The 17,749-nt window shown below is 73.1% G+C and carries 16 protein-coding genes; 3 read left to right on the top strand and 13 right to left on the bottom strand.

The window, feature by feature from the left end:
- The 8 genes from ACFVYI_RS20560 to ACFVYI_RS20525 all read right to left on the bottom strand — a co-directional run.
- The coding region (locus tag ACFVYI_RS20560; protein ID WP_360644363.1) for a chorismate synthase at positions 1-93 on the bottom strand (93 nt) is incomplete at its 3' end.
- A gap of 416 nt (positions 94-509) precedes the next feature.
- The gene (locus ACFVYI_RS20555; protein WP_387887480.1) at positions 510-1,340 is read right to left on the bottom strand and encodes a shikimate dehydrogenase; all 831 of its coding nucleotides are present in this window, start codon (positions 1,338-1,340) and stop codon (positions 510-512) included.
- A 34-nt stretch (positions 1,341-1,374) separates the two neighbouring features.
- Entirely contained in the window at positions 1,375-3,342 is a 1,968-nt protein-coding gene (gene mltG / locus ACFVYI_RS20550; protein WP_387887478.1) for an endolytic transglycosylase MltG, read from the bottom strand.
- 151 nt (positions 3,343-3,493) lie between these two features.
- Entirely contained in the window at positions 3,494-4,762 is a 1,269-nt protein-coding gene (gene mltG / locus ACFVYI_RS20545) for an endolytic transglycosylase MltG (protein WP_387887477.1), read from the bottom strand.
- Between the two features lie 89 nt (positions 4,763-4,851).
- Positions 4,852-5,337, bottom strand: a complete 486-nt coding sequence (gene ruvX, locus ACFVYI_RS20540; RefSeq protein WP_387887475.1) for a Holliday junction resolvase RuvX — start codon at positions 5,335-5,337, stop codon at positions 4,852-4,854.
- A complete protein-coding gene (alaS, locus tag ACFVYI_RS20535) occupies positions 5,337-8,006 on the bottom strand; it encodes an alanine--tRNA ligase (protein ID WP_387887473.1) in 2,670 nt (889 codons plus the stop codon). The genes ruvX and alaS overlap by 1 nt, the downstream gene beginning before the upstream one ends.
- Positions 8,006-8,494 (bottom strand): DUF6167 family protein, encoded by a 489-nt coding sequence (locus ACFVYI_RS20530; protein ID WP_387887471.1) that lies wholly within the window; start codon positions 8,492-8,494, stop codon positions 8,006-8,008. Before ACFVYI_RS20530 ends, alaS begins: the two co-directional genes overlap by 1 nt.
- Before the next feature lie 4 nt (positions 8,495-8,498).
- On the bottom strand, positions 8,499-8,975 hold the full coding sequence (locus tag ACFVYI_RS20525) for a DUF948 domain-containing protein (RefSeq protein ID WP_387887469.1): 477 nt from the start codon (positions 8,973-8,975) through the stop codon (positions 8,499-8,501).
- Positions 8,976-9,215: 240 nt separating this feature from the next.
- On the opposite strand from ACFVYI_RS20525, the gene ACFVYI_RS20520 reads away from it, so the two are divergent.
- Together ACFVYI_RS20520 and ACFVYI_RS20515 are read left to right on the top strand one after the other, a co-directional pair.
- On the top strand, positions 9,216-11,453 hold the full coding sequence (locus ACFVYI_RS20520) for an ATP-binding protein (RefSeq protein WP_387887467.1): 2,238 nt from the start codon (positions 9,216-9,218) through the stop codon (positions 11,451-11,453).
- 72 nt (positions 11,454-11,525) lie between these two features.
- Positions 11,526-11,852, top strand: a complete 327-nt coding sequence (locus ACFVYI_RS20515) for a tetratricopeptide repeat protein (RefSeq protein WP_387887464.1) — start codon at positions 11,526-11,528, stop codon at positions 11,850-11,852.
- A gap of 87 nt (positions 11,853-11,939) precedes the next feature.
- Here ACFVYI_RS20515 and rpsD read toward each other — a convergent pair whose 3' ends face one another.
- The 4 genes from rpsD to ppk2 form a co-directional block, all read right to left on the bottom strand.
- Positions 11,940-12,554, bottom strand: coding sequence for a 30S ribosomal protein S4 (rpsD, locus tag ACFVYI_RS20510; protein ID WP_063346792.1), 615 nt, complete (start codon positions 12,552-12,554; stop codon positions 11,940-11,942).
- A 575-nt stretch (positions 12,555-13,129) separates the two neighbouring features.
- Positions 13,130-14,479 carry a replication-associated recombination protein A gene (locus ACFVYI_RS20505; RefSeq protein WP_387887463.1) on the bottom strand — a complete coding sequence of 450 codons (1,350 nt, stop codon included), beginning with the start codon at positions 14,477-14,479 and terminating at the stop codon, positions 13,130-13,132.
- A gap of 40 nt (positions 14,480-14,519) precedes the next feature.
- Complete coding sequence (locus tag ACFVYI_RS20500) at positions 14,520-15,134, bottom strand: hypothetical protein (RefSeq protein ID WP_387887460.1); 615 nt, start codon at positions 15,132-15,134, stop codon at positions 14,520-14,522.
- Positions 15,135-15,253: 119 nt separating this feature from the next.
- Entirely contained in the window at positions 15,254-16,036 is a 783-nt protein-coding gene (gene ppk2 / locus ACFVYI_RS20495; RefSeq protein WP_387887489.1) for a polyphosphate kinase 2, read from the bottom strand.
- 265 nt (positions 16,037-16,301) lie between these two features.
- On the opposite strand from ppk2, the gene ACFVYI_RS20490 reads away from it, so the two are divergent.
- The gene (locus ACFVYI_RS20490; protein ID WP_387887457.1) at positions 16,302-17,228 is read left to right on the top strand and encodes a LysR family transcriptional regulator; all 927 of its coding nucleotides are present in this window, start codon (positions 16,302-16,304) and stop codon (positions 17,226-17,228) included.
- Here the strand turns inward: ACFVYI_RS20490 and ACFVYI_RS20485 are convergent.
- Positions 17,225-17,731, bottom strand: a complete 507-nt coding sequence (locus ACFVYI_RS20485) for a GNAT family N-acetyltransferase (RefSeq protein WP_387887455.1) — start codon at positions 17,729-17,731, stop codon at positions 17,225-17,227. The two genes, ACFVYI_RS20490 and ACFVYI_RS20485, sit on opposite strands and share 4 nt — an antisense overlap.
- Positions 17,732-17,749: the final 18 nt, after the last annotated feature.

The raw sequence follows: 17,749 nt of genomic DNA, 5'->3' as shown, positions 1-17,749 counted from the left end.
GGTCACCGGAACGCCGGCGGGCAGGCCCTCCAGCGTCGCGACGAGTGCGGGACCGTGCGACTCCCCCGCCGTCAGCCAGCGCAACGTACCCAACGGAGCTCCTTCGTCAGCGGACCGGCCACGGCCCCAGCCGCGGCCCGCCCGGGCGTGCCTTCTCCCCCGAATCCTTTCATGCCGTCGGCGTGCCCGGGAGCAGAGTCCGGGTGACGGACAGCAACCGGTCGACCCTCGGACGGGTACCGGGGCCGACGGCCGGGCCTCCGCGCACGGCCCGGGCCGCACCGGCGGGGCGCAGCCCCGCGGCACGCCCTGCCGGACCGGCACAGGACGCCGACCTGGCACGACACGCCACAGTGGCACGGCACGCCCACCTGACACGGCACGCCGTCCGGACACGAACTGCCGACCTGGCACGACCTGCCCGCTCGGCATGAACTGCCGACCTGCCACGAACTGCCCGCTTGGCACAACACGCCACAGTGGCACGACCTGCCACTCCGGCGACCGCGTCAGCGGGTGGCGAGTGCCGCCTCGCCCGCGGCCCGGATGGCCTCCAGCGGACCGGGCGTCCGCCCGGTGAACCGCTCGTTCTGCAGCACCGCCTGGTGGACGAGCAGGTCCAGGCCGCCCAGTACGGCGGCGCCGCGCTCCGCGCAGGCGGCGGCCAGCGCCGTCGGCCACGGGTGGTACAGCACGTCGAACAGCGCGCCGGGGGCGGCCGGCAGCGCGTCGGCGAACACGTCCGTCGCCCCCACCGGCGTGGTGGACACGGTGAGCGGCTGCGCGAGCGCCTCGGCGCCCCGCTCCCAGTCGGCGGTCCGCACGACCAGGCCCAGGCGCTCGCCGAGCGCGGCCATCTCCCGGGCCCGCTCGGCACTGCGGACGTAGACCGTCACCTCGCCGGTGCAGATCTGGGCGAGCGCCGCCAGCGCCGAGGAGGCGGTCGCCCCGGCGCCCAGCACCGCCGCACCCGCCACCTCGGTGATGCCGCGCTCGCGCAGCGCGTTGACCAGGCCGGGGATGTCGGTGTTGTCCCCGGTGCGCCGCCCGTCGGCGGTGAAGACCACCGTGTTCACCGCCTCGACCGAGCGCGCGGTCGCGCTCACCTCGTCGAGCAGCGGGATGACCGCCCGCTTCAGCGGCATGGTGAGCGACAGGCCCGCCCACTGCGCCTCGTCCAGACCGTCGAGGAAGGCGGGCAGCCCGGCCTCGTCCACCTCGAAGGCGTCGTAGCGCCAGCCGTCCAGCCCGAGCGCCGCGAAGGCGGCCCGGTGCAGGTGCGGCGAGAGCGAGTGGGCGATCGGCGAGCCGAGGACGCCGGCCCGGTGCTTGCTGGTCAACGCTGCTTCTCCGTGAACGACTCGCCCGTCAGGGCTACTTGGTGGTGCAGTGGACGGCGACCTTGTCGAAGCCCTGGCCGGCCGCCTTGCAGTACTCCTCGACGTTGGCCGCGAACTCCTTGTCCGTCTCCGAGAAGCGGGTGGTCTTCGCGTCCATCGCGATGAAGTACAGCCACTTCCCGTCCGCGGGGTTCAGCACCGCATTGAGGGCCGCGTCGCCCGGGTTGGAGATCGGCCCCGGCGGCAGGCCCGCGTTGACGTAGGTGTTGTACTTGTTGGAGCCGTCGTTGATGTCCTTCTTGTCCAGCACCTTGCGGCCCAGCGAGTACTGCAGCGTGGTGTCCATGCCGAGCTTGCCGTCGATCTTGCCCTTGTCGGCCAGCCGGTTCTGGATGGTCTTGGCCATCTTGGCGAAGTCCTCCGGGTTGTTGCCCTCGGCCTGGAGGATGCTCGCCTCGATGACCACGTCGTAGCCGGTCTTGAGGCCGATCTTGGAGGCCTCCGCGTCCAGGCCCGCGTAGCGGTCGACGGCGTTCTTGATCATCTGCTTGAGCAGGTCCTCGGGCTTCATGCCCGCGGCGATCGAGTAGCGGGCCGGCCAGAGGAAGCCCTCGATGTTGCCGCCGGCGTACGCGGGCAGACCGAGGCTGCCGATCTGGGCCTTGGCCACGTCGGCCGTGGTGCCCTTGGGCAACCCCAGCTTCTCGTCGATCTTGACGTAGGTGGCGGCGGCCGTAAGTCCCTCCTGGACGATCAGCTTCTCACCGCCGTTCGCCTCCACGAGGTTCGTGACGGCGGCCTCGCCCGACATCTCCTTGGGCATGGTGTAGGTGCCGTACTGGATGGTGGTGCACTTCGGGTTCTTCGCGCACGCCTGGGTGAAGGCCTCGACGCTCTTGACCACGCCGGCCTGCTTCAGCGTCATGCCCATCTGGGCCCCGACGGCGCCCTTCTTGATCTCCACCGTGACCGAGCCGTTGCCCTGGCCGGTGAAGTCCGGGGGCGGGCCGAAGTGGTCCTGGTAGAAGCCGTAGCCCCACCAGCCGCCGCCGGCGACGCCGCCGAGCATCACCAGCGCGACCAACAGGCACGCGCCACCGTTGCGGCGACCGGACTTCTTGCCCTTCTCCTTGCGCTTCTTCTTGCCCTCGCGGGAGTTGTCCTCCGCGCCGAGGAAGCCGCCGTGCTCGTCCTCGCCGGTCTCGGCGAAGTCGCCCTCGTGGCCGTCCCACTCGTCCTCGTCGTGCGCGGGCGCGGCCTCGACCGGACTGCCGCCGGCCTCCAGCGCGGCGGCCTCCGCCTCCCAGTCGATGCCGTCCGGACCGGGCCCGGCCGGGGCCTCGGGCTCCTGGCGACGCCGGGCGGCCCGGCCGCCGGGCTGCTGCCCGCCCGGCTGCTGCGGCGGCACCTGCTGCTGACCGGGCTGCTGCACAGCCCCGGCCTGGGGCATCCCGGGCTGCGGCACGCCGGGCTGGGCCACCTGCTGCGGCTGCGCGTACCCCTGCTGGCCCTGCTGCTGGACCTGCTGGCCCTGCTGCTGTCCCTGGTACCCCTGGAAGTTCTGCTGCTGGCCGGGGAACCCCTGCTGCGGGTAGCCCTGCTGATCCTGGTAACCCTGCTGCCCGGCGAACCCCTGCCCGCCCTGGCCCTGCTGCGGGTAGCCCTGCTGGCCGCCGCCGTACTGCTGCTGCCCCTGCGGGAACTGCTGCCCGCCGCCGTACTGCTGGGGCTGCTGCGGCTGCTGCGGCGCCTGGCCACCGCCCGGGTACCCCTGCTGCGGCTGCGCGTACCCCTGCTGGCCCTGCTGCTGCGCCGGCTGCTGCATCTGCTGCGGGTACCCCTGCTGGTCCGCGAAGCCCTGCCCGCCGTACTGCTGCTGGGGATGCTGCTGCCACTGCCCGTCCTGCTGGCCGGGGACCGGCTGCTGGCCACCGTACCCGGGGTCGCCGGGGTGCCACGGCTCGGAGCCCTGGGGGCCGTAGCCCCGACCCAGATCGGTCATTGATCCCCTTACACCGACGGAGACGGCCGGAGGATCGGACCGGCCGTCCGGGACGGCGTCCCGGCTGATTCTCGAACCGGCGTGCTACTGCATCGCCTGGAGGGAGACGTTACCGTACCGCAGACTGGCCCCCGGCAGGGTCGACGTCCCCTCACTGCCCGGTCGGAGCGGTCGGCGTACCCGCCGGCTGGCCGGTGGCGGCCCCTTCGGAGGCACCGGCCGACGCGCCCGCCGAGGCACTCGCCGACGCGCTCGGCTGCGCGGCCCGGACGGCGTTGAACTCGGCGACGTTGCGCTGCTGCACCTCGAAGCTGTCGGTGAACCGGGTGTCCCCCGGCTTCACGGTGACGAAGTACAGCCAGTCCCCCTGCGCCGGGTCGACCGCCGCCATGATCGCCTGCCGCCCCGGGTTGCCGATCGGCGTCGGCGGCAGTCCGGTGTGCAGATAGGTGTTGTACGGAGAGTCCAGCTTGGTCTCGGTGACGGTGGTGTTCAGGGTCGAGCGCCCGAGCGCGTAGTTGATCGTCGAGTCCAGCTGCAGCGGCATGTTCTTGGCCAGCCGGTTGTAGATCACCCGGGCCACCTTCGCCATGTCCTCGGTGTTGTCCGCCTCGCCCTGCACCATGCTGGCGATGGTCACCAGCCCGTAGAGGCTCTGCCCGAGGTTCTGGGCGACGACCTCCGCGTCGTCCCGGGCGAACTCCTTGCCGGCCCGCTCCACCATCTGCTTCAGCAGGTCGACCGCGGTGGTCTCGTCGGTCACGCTGTACGTCGCGGGGAAGAGGTACCCCTCCGGGCTGCCCTTGGCGAACTCCGGCAGGCCCAGCTCGGCGCCCTGCTCCTGCGCGGCCCGCTGGGTGGTGCCCTCGGGCAGGCTCAGCTTCTTGTCGATCGCCGTGAAGATCTGGTTGCCGCGCCAGCCCTCGGGGATGGTCAGGCCGTTGGCGTTGGCGGGGTCGACCAGGATCGCCAGCGCGGCGGCCGCCGACATCCGCTGCTTCAGCGTGTAGGTGCCGGGCTGGATCCGCCCGGCGGCGGCCGCGCTGCCCTTGGCCGCCCGGGTGAAGGCGAGTGAGCTGGCCACCACGCCGTTGCGCACCAACGCGGAGGCGATCTGCGTGAGCCCGGCGCCCTCGGGCACCGAGACCTGGACGTTGCCGGTGCCCGCCCCCGTGTAGTCGGCGGCGGCCGGCGGCTTCTGCTGCCCCTGCAGCCAGGTGTACCCGGTCAGACCGGCCCCGCCGAAGACGACCACGAGGGCGAGCGCGGTCAGTCCGCAGGCGAGTCCGTTGCGCCGGCGGTGCGGATCCGGCGCATCGGGGCGAGGGCGGGGCGCACCCGGCGGACGGCCCTCGGGTTCCAGCACCGGCGCACCGAGGTGGCCGGGTGTGAGCCCGGGCGTGAAGTCCTGGTCGGTCATTGCGCCCCCTCGGCGGTCCCGGAACGAGCAAGGGGCCCGTGCGGACGCGTCCGCACGGGCCCCTTCACCGGGACGTTAGATCAGGCCGGTCAGCCGACCGCCTCGACGCTCTCACCGGGCGGGCGTCCGCTCACCCGTTCGGACTCAAGGGCGGTCTGCAGGATCACCACCGCGGCGGCCTGGTCGACCACCGAGCGGCCCTTCTTGGCCTTGACCCCGGAGGCGCGCAGCCCGTGGGTGGCCGTGACGGTGGACATCCGCTCGTCGACCAGCCGGACGGGCACCGGGTAGAGCCGGTTGGCCAGCCGGGTGGCGTAGGCGCGGACCTTCTCCGCCGCCGGGCCCTCCTTGCCGCTGAGCGAGCGCGGCAGGCCGACGATCACCTCGATCGCCTCGTACTCCTCGGCGATGGCGGCGATCCTGGCCTGCGACTTCACTCCGGCGGGGACGGTCTCCACCGGCGTGGCGAGCACCCCGTCGGGGTCGCAGGAAGCGACCCCGATCCGGGCGTCACCGACGTCGACGGCGATCCGCCGCCCCCGCCGGAAGGGCCGTGCCTGTTCCTGGTCGAGCATCAGTTGGCGCGCTCCGCGACCAGGCCGCGCACCGCGGCGATGGCCTCGCCGACCGCACCCGGGTTGGAGCCGCCGCCCTGGGCGACGTCGTCCTTGCCGCCACCGCCGCCGCCGAGGGTCTTGGCGGCGACCCGCACCAGCTCGCCGGCCTTGATGCCGCGCCCGCGCGCGTCCTCGTTGGTGGCGATGACCGTCAGCGGGCGGTCGCCCGCCACGGTGAAGGCGGCGACCACGGCCGGGCGCGCGCCGAGCCGGCCGCGCACGTCCAGGACCAGCTTGCGCAGCTCGTCGGCACCGGTGCCGTCGGCGACCCGGGCTGCCACCACGGCGATGCCCTGGACGTCCTCGGCGGAGTCGGCCAGGCCCGCCGCGGCGGCCAGGACCTTCTCGGCGCGGAAGCGCTCGATCTCCTTCTCGGCGTCCTTGAGCTTGGCGAGCATGCCCGAGATCTTCTCCGGCAGCTCCTCCGGGCGGCCCTTGACCAGGTCGGTCAGCTGGGCGACCACGGTGTGCTCGCGGGCGAGGAACTTGTAGGCGTCCACGCCGACCAGCGCCTCGACGCGGCGCACGCCGGAGCCGATCGAGGACTCGCCGAGCAGCTTCACCAGGCCCAGCTGGGCGGTGTTGCCGACGTGCGTGCCACCGCAGAGCTCCTTGGAGAAGTCCCCGATGGTGACGACGCGGACCTCGTCGCCGTACTTCTCGCCGAACATCGCGATGGCGCCGGCCTTGCGGGCCTGGTCCATCGTCATGACCTCGGCGGTGACGTCCAGCTCGCGGGTCAGCACGTCGTTGATCTTCTGCTCGACGTCGACCAGCACGCTGCCGGGCACGGCGGCGGGCGAGCCGAAGTCGAAGCGGAAGCGGCCCGGCGCGTTCTCCGAGCCGGCCTGGGCGGCCGTCGGGCCGAGCGCGTCGCGCAGCGCCTGGTGGGTCAGGTGGGTGGCGGAGTGGGCGCGGGCGATGGCCCGGCGGCGCTCCACGTCGATCGTGGCGTACGCCGAGGCGCCGAGCACGACCTCGCCGAACAGCACACCGCCGGAGTGCACGGTCACGCCCGGGACGGGCTGCTGCACGTCGCGGATCTCCACCACCGCGCCGGAGTCCAGCCGGATCCGGCCGTGGTCGGCGAGCTGGCCGCCGCCCTCGGCGTAGAACGGGGTGCGGTCGAGGATGATCTCGACCTCGTCGCCCTCGCTCGCGGCCGGCGCCGGGACGCCGTCCACCAGCAGGCCGACCACGGTGGCCTCGCCCTCGGTGAGGTTGTAGCCGGTGAAGACGCTGGCACCGGACTTGTCGGCGACCTCGCGGTACGCGGCGACGTCGGCGTGGCCCATCTTCTTGGCCTTGGCGTCGGCCTTGGCGCGGTCCCGCTGCTCCTGCATCAGGCGGCGGAAGCCGGCCTCGTCCACCTGGAGGCCCTGCTCCTCGGCCATCTCCAGGGTGAGGTCGATCGGGAAGCCGTAGGTGTCGTGCAGCTTGAACGCCTGCTCGCCGGAGAGGACCGCGCCGCCGGACTGCTTGGTCTCGGTGACCGCGGTGTCCAGCAGGCTGGTGCCGGCCTTCAGGGTCTGCAGGAAGGCCGCCTCCTCGCCGACGACGACCGTCTCGATCCGCTTGCGGTCGGCCTCCAGCTCCGGGTACTGCGGGGCCATCGCCTTGATGGCGACGTCCGTCAGGTCCTTGGCGACCACACCGGTGGCGCCCAGCAGGCGCATGTTGCGGATGGCCCGGCGCAGGATGCGGCGCAGCACGTAGCCGCGGCCCTCGTTGCCGGGGGTGACGCCGTCGCCGATCAGCATCAGCGCGGTGCGGATGTGGTCGGTGACCACGCGCAGCGAGACGTCCGCCTTGTGGTCGGCGCCGTAGGTGTGGCCGGTCAGCTCGGCGGCGCGGTCGAGGATCATCCGGCTGGTGTCGATCTCGAAGAGGTTGTCGACGCCCTGCAGGATGGCGGCGAGGCGCTCCAGGCCGAGACCGGTGTCGATGTTCTTGCTCGGCAGGTCGCCGAGGATCTCGAACCCGTCCTTGCCGTCACCGTGGCCGCGCTCGTACTGCATGAAGACCAGGTTCCAGATCTCCAGGTAGCGCTCGCCGTTGACGGCCGGGCCGCCCTCCTCGCCGTACGCGGGGCCGCGGTCGTAGTTGATCTCCGAGCACGGGCCGCAGGGGCCGGGGACGCCCATCGACCAGAAGTTGTCCTTCATGCCGAGGCGCTGGATGCGCTCGGAGGGCACGCCGATGACGTCGCGCCAGATCTGCTCGGCCTCGTCGTCGTCCTTGTAGACGGTGATCCAGAGCTTCTCCTTCTCCAGGCCGTAGCCGCCGTCCGCGACGGGAGTGGTGAGCAGTTCCCACGCGAACTTGATGGCCCCTTCCTTGAAGTAGTCGCCGAAGGAGAAGTTGCCGCACATCTGGAAGAAGGAGCCGTGCCGGGTGGTCTTCCCGACCTCCTCGATGTCCAGGGTGCGCACGCACTTCTGGACGCTGGTGGCCCGGGAGAACTGCGGCTTGACCTCGCCGAGGAAGTACGGCTTGAAGGGCACCATGCCGGCGTTGACCAGCAGCAGGGTGGGGTCGTCGGCGACCAGGGACGCCGACGGAACGACGGTGTGGCCGCGCTCCTCGAAGAAGCGCAGCCAGCGGCGGCGGATCTCTGCCGACTCCATTATTGGTCCTTCCGGTTCGGGGTACCGCCCGGCTGCGGCAGTGCGCGGCCGGGCGTCTTTTCGATGGCTGGGGTGGTGCGGGCACCGTCGGACGATGCGCGGGCACTGCTGGACGGAGGCAGGGCGGCGGCCGGGCTGCCGGGCGCCGCCGAGATAGCTCGGTACCGGGGCTCGCGTGAGGGGGGCAGCGCGGAGCGCTTCCCGGGAAGGGCGGTGCCGGGCGACGGGCGGGCGAGCCGACGACGGGGCTCGACGACGGCGGTGCCGTCCAGTCCGAGGTCCTCGCGCAGTTGCTCCTCGCGCTCGGCCATGCCGGCCTTCACGTCCTGGGCGAACCGCTTGGCCGCGTCGCCGAGGTGCAGCGCACCGCGCGCGGCGGTGCCGGAGAGGCTGTCCGGGGTGAGCCGGTGCACGGCCTCGTTGGCCTTGTTCATGGCCCAGACGGTGGCACCGGCGCCGACCGCCATCCAGAAGATGCGTCGCACCATGCCGTCAGCCCCTCACCGCACGCCGGACCCGGGCGAACAGGCCGCTCTTGGCCGCGGTCGCGGCGCGCACCTCGGCCCGGATCAGCCGGGCCAGCTCCTCGCGCTCGCCCGGCTGGGCGGGCAGCGGCAGAGTGCCGTTCTGCTTGGCGACGGCCTTGCGGACGCCGTAGCTGAAGGCCGCGACCTTGACCAGCGGCCCGCCCAGGGTGGCCGCGACGGTGGAGGAGAGCGCGTTGGCGTTGGCGGCGGCGTCCTGCACGTTGGCGGTGATCTCGTCCACCCGTTCCAACTGCTCGTTGGCACTGCGCACGGCGGCGCCGGCTTCGGTCAGCAGCGGCACGGCCTGCTCGGTGACGGCGGAGACCAGGACGGCGGCCTCCTTGAGGACCCGCGAGAGCCGCACCAGGACGACGGCGAGCAGGGTGACCAGGACCGCCCAGAAGACGGCGACGAGCAACCCGGCCAGCTCTCCCACGGACACCTTGCGCGCTCCCTCGCCTTGCTGTTCTCCGAAGGAGACCCTATCGCGACCACGGCCGGTTTCCGGACCGGATATCGGCCGGGGGCGTCCCCGGGCCCGCCGGGCGGATCCGGTCGGGTGTGCGAGCCGCGCGCGTAACCCACCCGCCGGTCACCTCGTTCTGCCACACGGGCCGTCGCCTGGACGGCCAGCGGGCACGCCCGGACCGCGAAGGTCCGGGCCCGGAGACGGGAGCAGCGCTTGGCCGGCGACTCGACAGCACAGCCCCGGGCGGCGGCGCGGCGGGAGCCGGCGCCCGGCCGCCTGCCGGCGGAGGTGACCAGCTTCGTCGGACGGCGGCAGGAGCTGGCCGAGCTGGCCCGGCTGCTGGCCGCCGCCCGGCTGGTGACGGTGACCGGGCCGGGCGGCGTGGGCAAGAGCAGGCTGGCCCTGCGCGCGGCGGCCCGGGCGGCCGGTGCCTTCCCGGACGGCACCTGGCTGGTCGAGATCGCCCCCGTGCAGGACCGGCTCCTGCTCGGCCACGCCGTGCTGGAGGCCCTGCGGCTGACCGACGGCACCGCCCGGCCGCCGCTGGACGTGCTGACCGAGCACCTCGCCGGCCGCCGGATGCTGATCGTGCTGGACGGCTGCGAGCACCTGGTGGACGCCTGCGCGGAGCTGGCCGACACGCTGCTGCGGGCGCTGCCGGGCCTGCGGGTGCTGGCCACCAGCCGGGCGGCGCTGCGCGCCTCGGGCGAGCACCTGCTGATCCTGGCGCCGCTGCCGGTCGGCCCGGTCGGCCCGGGCACGCTGCCGGACGCGGTGCAGTTGTTCGCCGACCGGGCCCGGGCGGTGCTGCCCTCCTTCGAGGTCACCACGGCCTCCGCCGACGGGATCGCCCAGCTCTGCCGCCGGCTGGACGGCATCCCGCTGGCCGTGGAGCTGGCCGCCGGCCGGCTGCGCGCGCTCTCGGTGGAGCAGATCGACGCCCGGCTGAACGACCGGTTCCGGCTGCTCACCGGCGGCGCCCGGACGGCCCTGCCGCGCCACCAGACGTTACGCACGACGATCGGCTGGAGTCACGAGCTCTGCACGGTGCAGGAACGTTTGCTCTGGGCGCGCCTGTCGGTCTTCGCGGGGAGCTTCGACCTGGAGGCCGCCGAGTACGTCTGCGCCGGCGAGGGCATCGAACCGGACGACCTGCTCGATCTGCTGTCCGAGCTGATCAACAAGTCCGTGGTGCTGCGGGTGGAGGCGTCCTGCGACCCCCGGCCCGAGGACGGGAACACCTGCGGCGTCCGGTTCCGGCTGCTGGACACCCTGCGCGAGTACGGCCTGCAGTGGCTGCGCGCGGCCGGCGAGGAGCAGCGGCTGCTGCGCCGCCACCGCGACTGGTACCTGGGCGTGGCCACCTGGGGCGAGGTCGAGTGGTTCGGCCCCCGACAGGCCGAGACCGCCGAGCGCACCGAACTCGCCCACCCCAACCTCCGCGCGGCGCTGGAGTTCTGCCTGGCCGAGCCGGGCGAGGAGCAGCTCGCCCTGCTGCTGGCGGGCACGCTCTGGTTCTACTGGGTCGGCTGCGGCCACCTCGGCGAGGGCCGGCACTGGCTGGACCGCGCGCTCGCCCTCGACCCCGAGCCGACCGAGGCCCGCGCCAAGGCGCTCTGGGTCACCGGCTACATGGCGACCCTCCAGGGCGACCTGCTCACCGCCCGCCCGGCGCTGGAGGAGTGCCGCCGCCAGGCGCTGGACACCGGCGACGACCGGGCGCTCGCCTACGCCGTCCACCGGCAGGGCTGCGCGGCCCTGATCGGTGACGAGCCGGCCCGCGCGGCCGAACTCTTCGAGGAGGCGCTCTGGCACTACCGGACGATCGGCGAGCTGAACAGCAACGTCCTGATGGCCATGTTCGAGCTCGGCATCGCCTACCTGTTCCAGGGCGACCAGGAGAGCGGCGAGTTCTGGCTGGGCCAGGTCCGCGAGCTGTGCGAGGAGCACGGCGAGCAGTGGGCGTACGCCTACGGGCTGTACGCGCTCGGGTACTCGCACTGGATGGACGGCGAGGTGCGGCTGGCCCGCGCGCGGGCCCGGGAGAGCGTCCGGCTCAACCACCTCTTCCACGACCTGCTGGGCATCGTGCTGGCGATCGACCTGCTGGCACTGCTGGAGACCGAGCCCACCGGGCCGGGCCGGCCGGGCGACCTGCGCGAGGCCCGGGTGCTGCAGGGCGCCGCGCACCGGATCTGGCAGGCGGTGGGCAAGCCGTTCTTCGGCTCGCGCACCTTCAACGGCCCCCACCGGCGCTGCGAGGAGCGGGCCAGAGCCGGGCTGACCGAGCAGGAGTTCACCGAGTACTTCGACCGCGGGGCCCGGCTGGACCTCGACGCCGCCGTCCGCCGGGCGCTCGGCGGGGACGGCCGCGCGGGCGGCCCCGGGGCGCTGCCGGGCCCCCGTCCGGTACCGCCGGCGCCGCAGCCCTCACCGGCCAGGAATAGTTGAATCTTGTCCATTGCTACAGCGGTCGGCACCACGCCCGGCACCCCGGCCGGGCGGGCACCGGAAGGAGCACCCGTGACCATCCACACCGCCGCCGACGAGTACCGCCTCGCGACGTTCTACTTCGACTCCAAGGCGTACTCCGACGCCGCCCGCATGCTGGAGGGCGTCCTCGCCGAGGAGCCGGCCAACCTCTCCGTCCGGCTGCTGCTGGCCCGCAGCTACTACCACTCGGCCCAGCTCCCCCGCGCCGAGGCCGAACTGCGCCGCATCCTGGACTCCCACCCGGCCGAGGACTACGCCCGGCTGATGCTGGGCCGCACCCTGGAGCGCCAGGGCCGCGCCGAGGAGGCCCGCCCGCACCTGCGGCTGGCCGCCGCGATGACCGGCGAGGACGACTGAGCCGGTAACGGCGAAAAGAAACGAGCCCCCGCCGCCCGGAAGGGCGGCGGGGGCTCGCAGTGGTACGACAGGCGTACCGCCCGCGGGTCAGCGCGAGTAGTACTCGACGACGAGCTGCTCGTCGCAGATCACCGGGACCTCCTTGCGCTGCGGCGCGCGGTCCAGGCGGAAGGCCAGGGCCTTCAGGTTGACCTCGAGGTACTTCGGGGTCTGGCCCTCGCCCGCGTAGCCACCCTCACGGGCGACCTGGAACGGGACCTTCTCCTTGCTGCGCTCGCGAACAGTCACGACGAAGCCCGGCTTCATCTGGTACGACGGCTTGTTGACCTTGCCGCCGTTGACCTCGATGTGACCGTGGACGACCATCTGGCGGGCCTGGTAGATGGTGCGGGCAATGCCCGAACGCAGCACCAGGGAGTCCAGACGGGTCTCCAGCTCGGCGACGAGCGCCTCACCGGTCTTGCCCTCGGCCTTCTTCGCGCGGTCGAACGCGCGCGCCATCTGCTTCTCGCTCAGGTCGTACTGAGCGCGCAGACGCTGCTTCTCCAGCAGACGGACCTTGTAGTCCGAGTTCTGCTTGCGGCCACGGCCGTGCTGGCCGGGCGGGTACGGGCGGGCCTCGAAGTACTTGACGGACTTCGGGGTCAGCGGCACGCCGAGCGCACGCGCGATCTTGACCTTGGGACGCTTCTGGTTCGCCATGAACCAAACCTTCCTTGCTTACGAATACGGCTTCACCAGGTGTTGACGGAGGTCGCTTCTCGCGGTCCGGAGACAACCCCACCGCCCGAGGGCAGTGCGATCAGCCGCTCTCCGAGGCCGGGCACGAATGTGCAAGCACACGAGTGGCCCACCGAACCGGAGTTGGTGGGCTGCACGCGACACCGAAACGGTGCGCGACGCTCCTGGGGCCTCCCGAGGGAGGCCGCGGCCATTGCCCCGCTGGTGCGGCCGGTCGGTCAGGGTCTCCCCTGCCGCCGCGCCCGGGACACGGCACTCCGCACGAGTATACGCTGCGATTTCGCCCGCTCACCTCCGGGCCGCTTGACCCGGTGCCGACGGTCGTCGCTCCAACGCCCCTCTCCCCCAGCCTTCGGCCGGGGGGACCCTCATCTCGGGGCGTCCTCGCTCCTCCCTTTCGGCACCGGCGCGGCCCTTCGGCTCGGGGCGGGTTCGGCGCGGGGCGGGGCGACCTCAATGCGGGCGAGGGTCTGGCCCTCGGCGGGGTACCGGCCCCGCTCGGGTACGCCCCCGTGCCTCCCGGCCTCCCCGGCCGGTCACTCGCCCTTGAGGCGGCCCCTGGTCCACTCCACGATGTCCGCGTACCGGGCCTCTCCGCCGTGCCGGGTCGGCCGGTAGTACGCCTTGCCGTGCACGGCGTCCGGCGCGTACTGCTGCGCCGCGATGCCCTCCGGGAGGTCGTGCGGGTACTGGTAGCCCTGGCCGTGCCCGAGCTTGCCCGCGCCGCCGTAGTGCGCGTCCCGCAGGTGCGGCGGCACCGCACCCGCCAGGCCCTGCCGGACGTCCGTCAGCGCCGCGTCGATGGCCAGGTAGGCGGCGTTGGACTTGGGTGCCAGCGCCAACGCGATCGCCGCCTGGGAGAGGATGATCCGCGCCTCCGGGAAGCCGATCAGCGCCACCGCCTGGGCCGCCGCGACCGCCGTGGCCAGCGCCGTGGGATCGGCCAGGCCGACGTCCTCGCTGGCCGAGATCATCAGCCGCCGGGCGATGAACCGAGGGTCCTCCCCCGCCTCGATCATCCGGGCCAGGTAGTGCAGGGTGGCGTCCACGTCACTGCCCCGGATCGACTTGATCAGCGCGCTGGCCACGTCGTAGTGCTGGTCGCCGTCCTTGTCGTAACGCACCGCGGCCTGGTTGACGGCCGTCTCGGTGGTGGCCAGCGTGATGCTCGCCTCGCCCTTCTCCAGGGCCGCCCCGGCCGCCGCCTCCAGCGTGGTGAGCGCCCGCCGGGCGTCCCCGCCGGCCAGCCGGACCAGGTGGTCCTCGGCCTCCGCGGTGAGCTCCAGCGCGCCCTCCAGGCCGCGCTCGTCGGCCACCGCGCGGTGCAGCAGGGCGCGGACGTCCTCGTCGGTCAGCGACTCCAGGGTGAGCAGCAGCGAGCGCGACAGCAGCGGGGAGATCACCGAGAAGTACGGGTTCTCGGTGGTCGCGGCGATCAGGGTGACCCAGCGGTTCTCCACGGCGGGCAGCAGCGAGTCCTGCTGGGCCTTGGAGAAGCGGTGGATCTCGTCCAGGAAGAGCACCGTCTCCTTGCCGCTCATGCCGACCGCCCGGCGGGCGCCCTCGATGACCGCGCGGACCTCCTTGACGCCCGCGGTGATCGCGGACAGCTCGACGAAGCGGCCCTCGACGGCCTGACTGATCACGTGGGCCAGGGTGGTCTTGCCGGTGCCGGGCGGGCCCCAGAGGATCACCGAGCTGGTCGCCGCCGGGCCGCGCGAGCCCGCGACGAGCCGGCGCAGCGGCGAGCCGGGCTTCAGCAGCTGCCGCTGCCCGGCGACCTCGTCGAGGGTGTGCGGGCGCATCCGTACGGCGAGCGGGGCCCGGCCGGGCTCCTTGGCCTGGCGTTCCTCGGCGGCGGCGGTGAAGAGGTCCGGTTCGTCCACACCGGAAGCCTATGCGAGCCGACCGACAGCCCCGGCCTCCCTACGGCCGCTGCGGGAGGTCCAGCAGGACGACCTCGAACTCCTCCAGCGAGCGCAGGGTCGACCCGCCCGCGGCCACCGCCTTCGTACGGGCCTGCGCGACCGGGCCGCGGGAGGCCACCAGGGCGGCCTTGTCGGCGAAGAGGAGGCCCACCGAACCGCGCTCGTCCTCGGCGTTGAGCAGCATGGAGCCGCCGAGGAACCCGTCGATGCGCTGCAACGCGGGCAGCGCCCCCTCGCGGAAGGCGGCGGCCACCCGGTCGGCCTGCGCGCGGCCGACGTCGAACTTGGTCAGCCGGAACCAGGCGCCCGGGCCGACCCGGACCGGCCGGGCGGCGACCACGGCCTCCCAGCGGTCCTGGGTCACCGTCCCCCCGAACGGTGCCAGCAGTTCCGCGCGCCGCCCGCTCAGCTGCGCCTCGCTGTCCCGTTCCGCCTGCTCGCTCTCCCACCAGGAACCCATGGTGAGGATGCCGAGCTCCCGGTTGGCGAACAGGCCGTAGCCCCGGTAGCCGGGCCGCCCGGAGAGCAGTCCGACCGCCTCGGCGCGCAGCCCGTCGAGGGTCTGGTCGAGCTTGGCCGGGTCACCGGTCGCGTAGACGGTACGAACGAACATGGACGGGTCTCCTGCCATTCGGCGGGCACCGCGGCGGGCGCCCGCGCCTTCGTGAGCACGTCCCATCGCACGCTCCGCACCGGGACTCGGCAACGCCGAGGAGCCGTTCGGAGCAGCCGCTACCCGATCCCCGCCGCGTGGTCCGGCACGTAGGTCTGCAGGTCGCGCGGCGGCCGCTGGTAGCCGCGCGAGCGCGGCCGGGGCGGCAGCTCGATCCTGCGCGGGGCCACCTCGCGGTACGGGACGGTGGAGAGCAGGTGGGCGATCATGTTGATCCGGGCCCGGCGCTTGTCGTCGCTCTCCACCACGTTCCACGGCGAGTCCGGGGTGTCGGTGTGGATGAACATCTCGTCCTTGGCCCGCGAGTAGTCCTCCCAGCGGCTGATCGACTCGATGTCCATCGGGGAGAGCTTCCAGCGGCGCATCGGGTCCTCCAGCCGGGCCCGGAACCGCCGTTCCTGCTCGGTGTCGCTCACCGAGAACCAGTACTTGCGCAGCAGGATGCCCGCCTCGATCAGCATCTGCTCGAAGGTCGGGCACTGGCGCAGGAACTGCCAGTACTCCTCGGGCGTGCAGAAGCCCATCACCTTCTCGACGCCGGCCCGGTTGTACCAGCTGCGGTCGAAGAGCACGATCTCCCCGGCGGCCGGCAGCTGCTCGACGTACCGCTGGAAGTACCACTGGGTGCGCTGGCGCTCGGTGGGGGTCGGCAGTGCCGCCACCCGGGCGATGCGCGGGTTCAGAAACTCCGTCACCCGCTTGATCGCGCCGCCCTTGCCGGCCGCGTCGCGCCCCTCGAAGACGACCACCAGCCGGGCGCCCTCGGCGCGCACCCACTCCTGGAGCTTCACCAGCTCGTTCTGGAGCCTCAGCAGCTCCCGCTCGTACGGCTTCTTCGCCAGCCGCTCCTGCTGGTGCTCCGGCTCCGTGCCGGTGACGCGCTCGGCCTTGGCTGCCACCTGGGTGCCTCCGTTCGGCAAAGGCTGATGAGCACTCACCGTAGGCGCAAGACGGGGTTCGCGCAGGTCGTCGGCGCCGGTCCGGCAGCGGCGGCCCCCTGAACCGCCGCTGCCGGGCTCCCCCGTGGCCCGGCCGCGAGGGCCGAGCGATCAACCTTGTCCCAGACCTGCCGGGCCGGTCCAATATCCCGTTCCATAACCTTGGGGCATGGATGTGGACACCCGACTGCTGCGCAGCTTCGCCGCGGTCTGCGAGGAGGGCCAGCTGACGGCCGCGGCGGCCCGGCTGTTCGTCTCGCAGCCGACCCTCACCAAGCAGATCCGCCAGCTGGAGACCCTGCTCGGGGTGGAGCTGTTCGAGCGCTCGCGCCGCGGCATGGCGCCCACCCACGCCGGCCGGGCGCTGGCCGAGCGCACCGGCCCGATGCTGGCCGGCTGGGACGACGCGCTGCGCGCCACCCGGGCGGCGGCGGCCGAGCAGGGCTCGACGCTGCGGGTGGGCTTCGAGGGCGGCACCATCAATCTGATGACCCGCAGGACGGTGACGGACTTCACCCGGCGGATGCCCGGCTGGCAGGTCGAGCTGCGGCAGAACAGCTGGTTCGACCCGACCTCGGGCCTGGCCAGCGGGGAGATCGACCTGACGCTCTGGCACGCGCCGCCGTCGCTCTCCGAGCAGTACAACGTCGCGGTGCTGGGCGAGGAGCCGCGTTGTGCGGCGCTGCCGGCCGGGCACCGGCTGGCCGGCCACGACGTGATCGAGTTCGGGGAGCTCCTGGACGAGCCCTTCGTGGCGATCCCGTTGGAGGCCGGACAGTGGCGCGACTACTGGTTGGCGGTCCGGGAGCGGGGCGGGCGACCGGTGCGGATCGGCGCGGTGGCGCACAACTCCGACGAGTGGCTGGCCGCGGTGGTGTGCGGCCAGGGCATCGGTTTCGCCCCGGAGGCGATGAGCAGGCTGGCGGCGCGGGAGGATGTCGCGTACCGGCCCGTGCGGGGGTTGAGCCCGAGCCAGGTCGGGCTGTACTGGCCGAAGGACCGGGAACTCACGCCCGCCATGGCCGCGTTCGTGCGCAGCTGCCGGGCCACCGTCGGGTTCTCGGCCGGCCCGGCGGTCCCGGGCCAGTCCGGCTAGACCGCCTCGAAGGGCTCCGGGTAGCGGCAGAGGCCGCGCGGGCCGCCGTCGTACGCCGGCAGGGCGAGCGCCTGGAAGTAGGCCTCCGGCACCTCGAACGGACCGGTGACCTCGTGCTGCCCGGCCGGGGTGAAGCCGAACCTGCCGTAGTAGTCCGGATCGCCGAGGACGACGACGAGCTTCTCCGCCGCCTCCTCCGCGGCCGTCAGCGCGGCCCGCACGACCAGCTCGCCGACACCCTTGCGCTGCCACTCCGGGGCGACCGCGACGGGCGCCAGCGCGAGGCCCGGGCCGTCGCCGACCCGCAGCCGGGTGAGCAGCGCGTGGCCGACCACCAGCCCGGTCTCGTCCACCGCGACCAGGGACAGCCCGGGCAGCCAGGCGGGGTCGCGGCGCAGCGCGTCCACCAGGTCGGCCTCGTCGGGGCCGGGGAAGGCGGCCATGTGGACCCGTCTGGTGGCGGGCGCGTCCTCGGGACACTCGATTCTGGTGCTGACCTTCATGGGGGAAGCCTCTCTCCG

The organism is Kitasatospora sp. NPDC058218 (genome assembly GCF_042882445.1).
GTDB lineage: Bacteria > Actinomycetota > Actinomycetes > Streptomycetales > Streptomycetaceae > Kitasatospora.
Note: the sequence above shows the minus strand (reverse complement) of the source record. Positions and strands in the feature narration are given on the sequence as shown.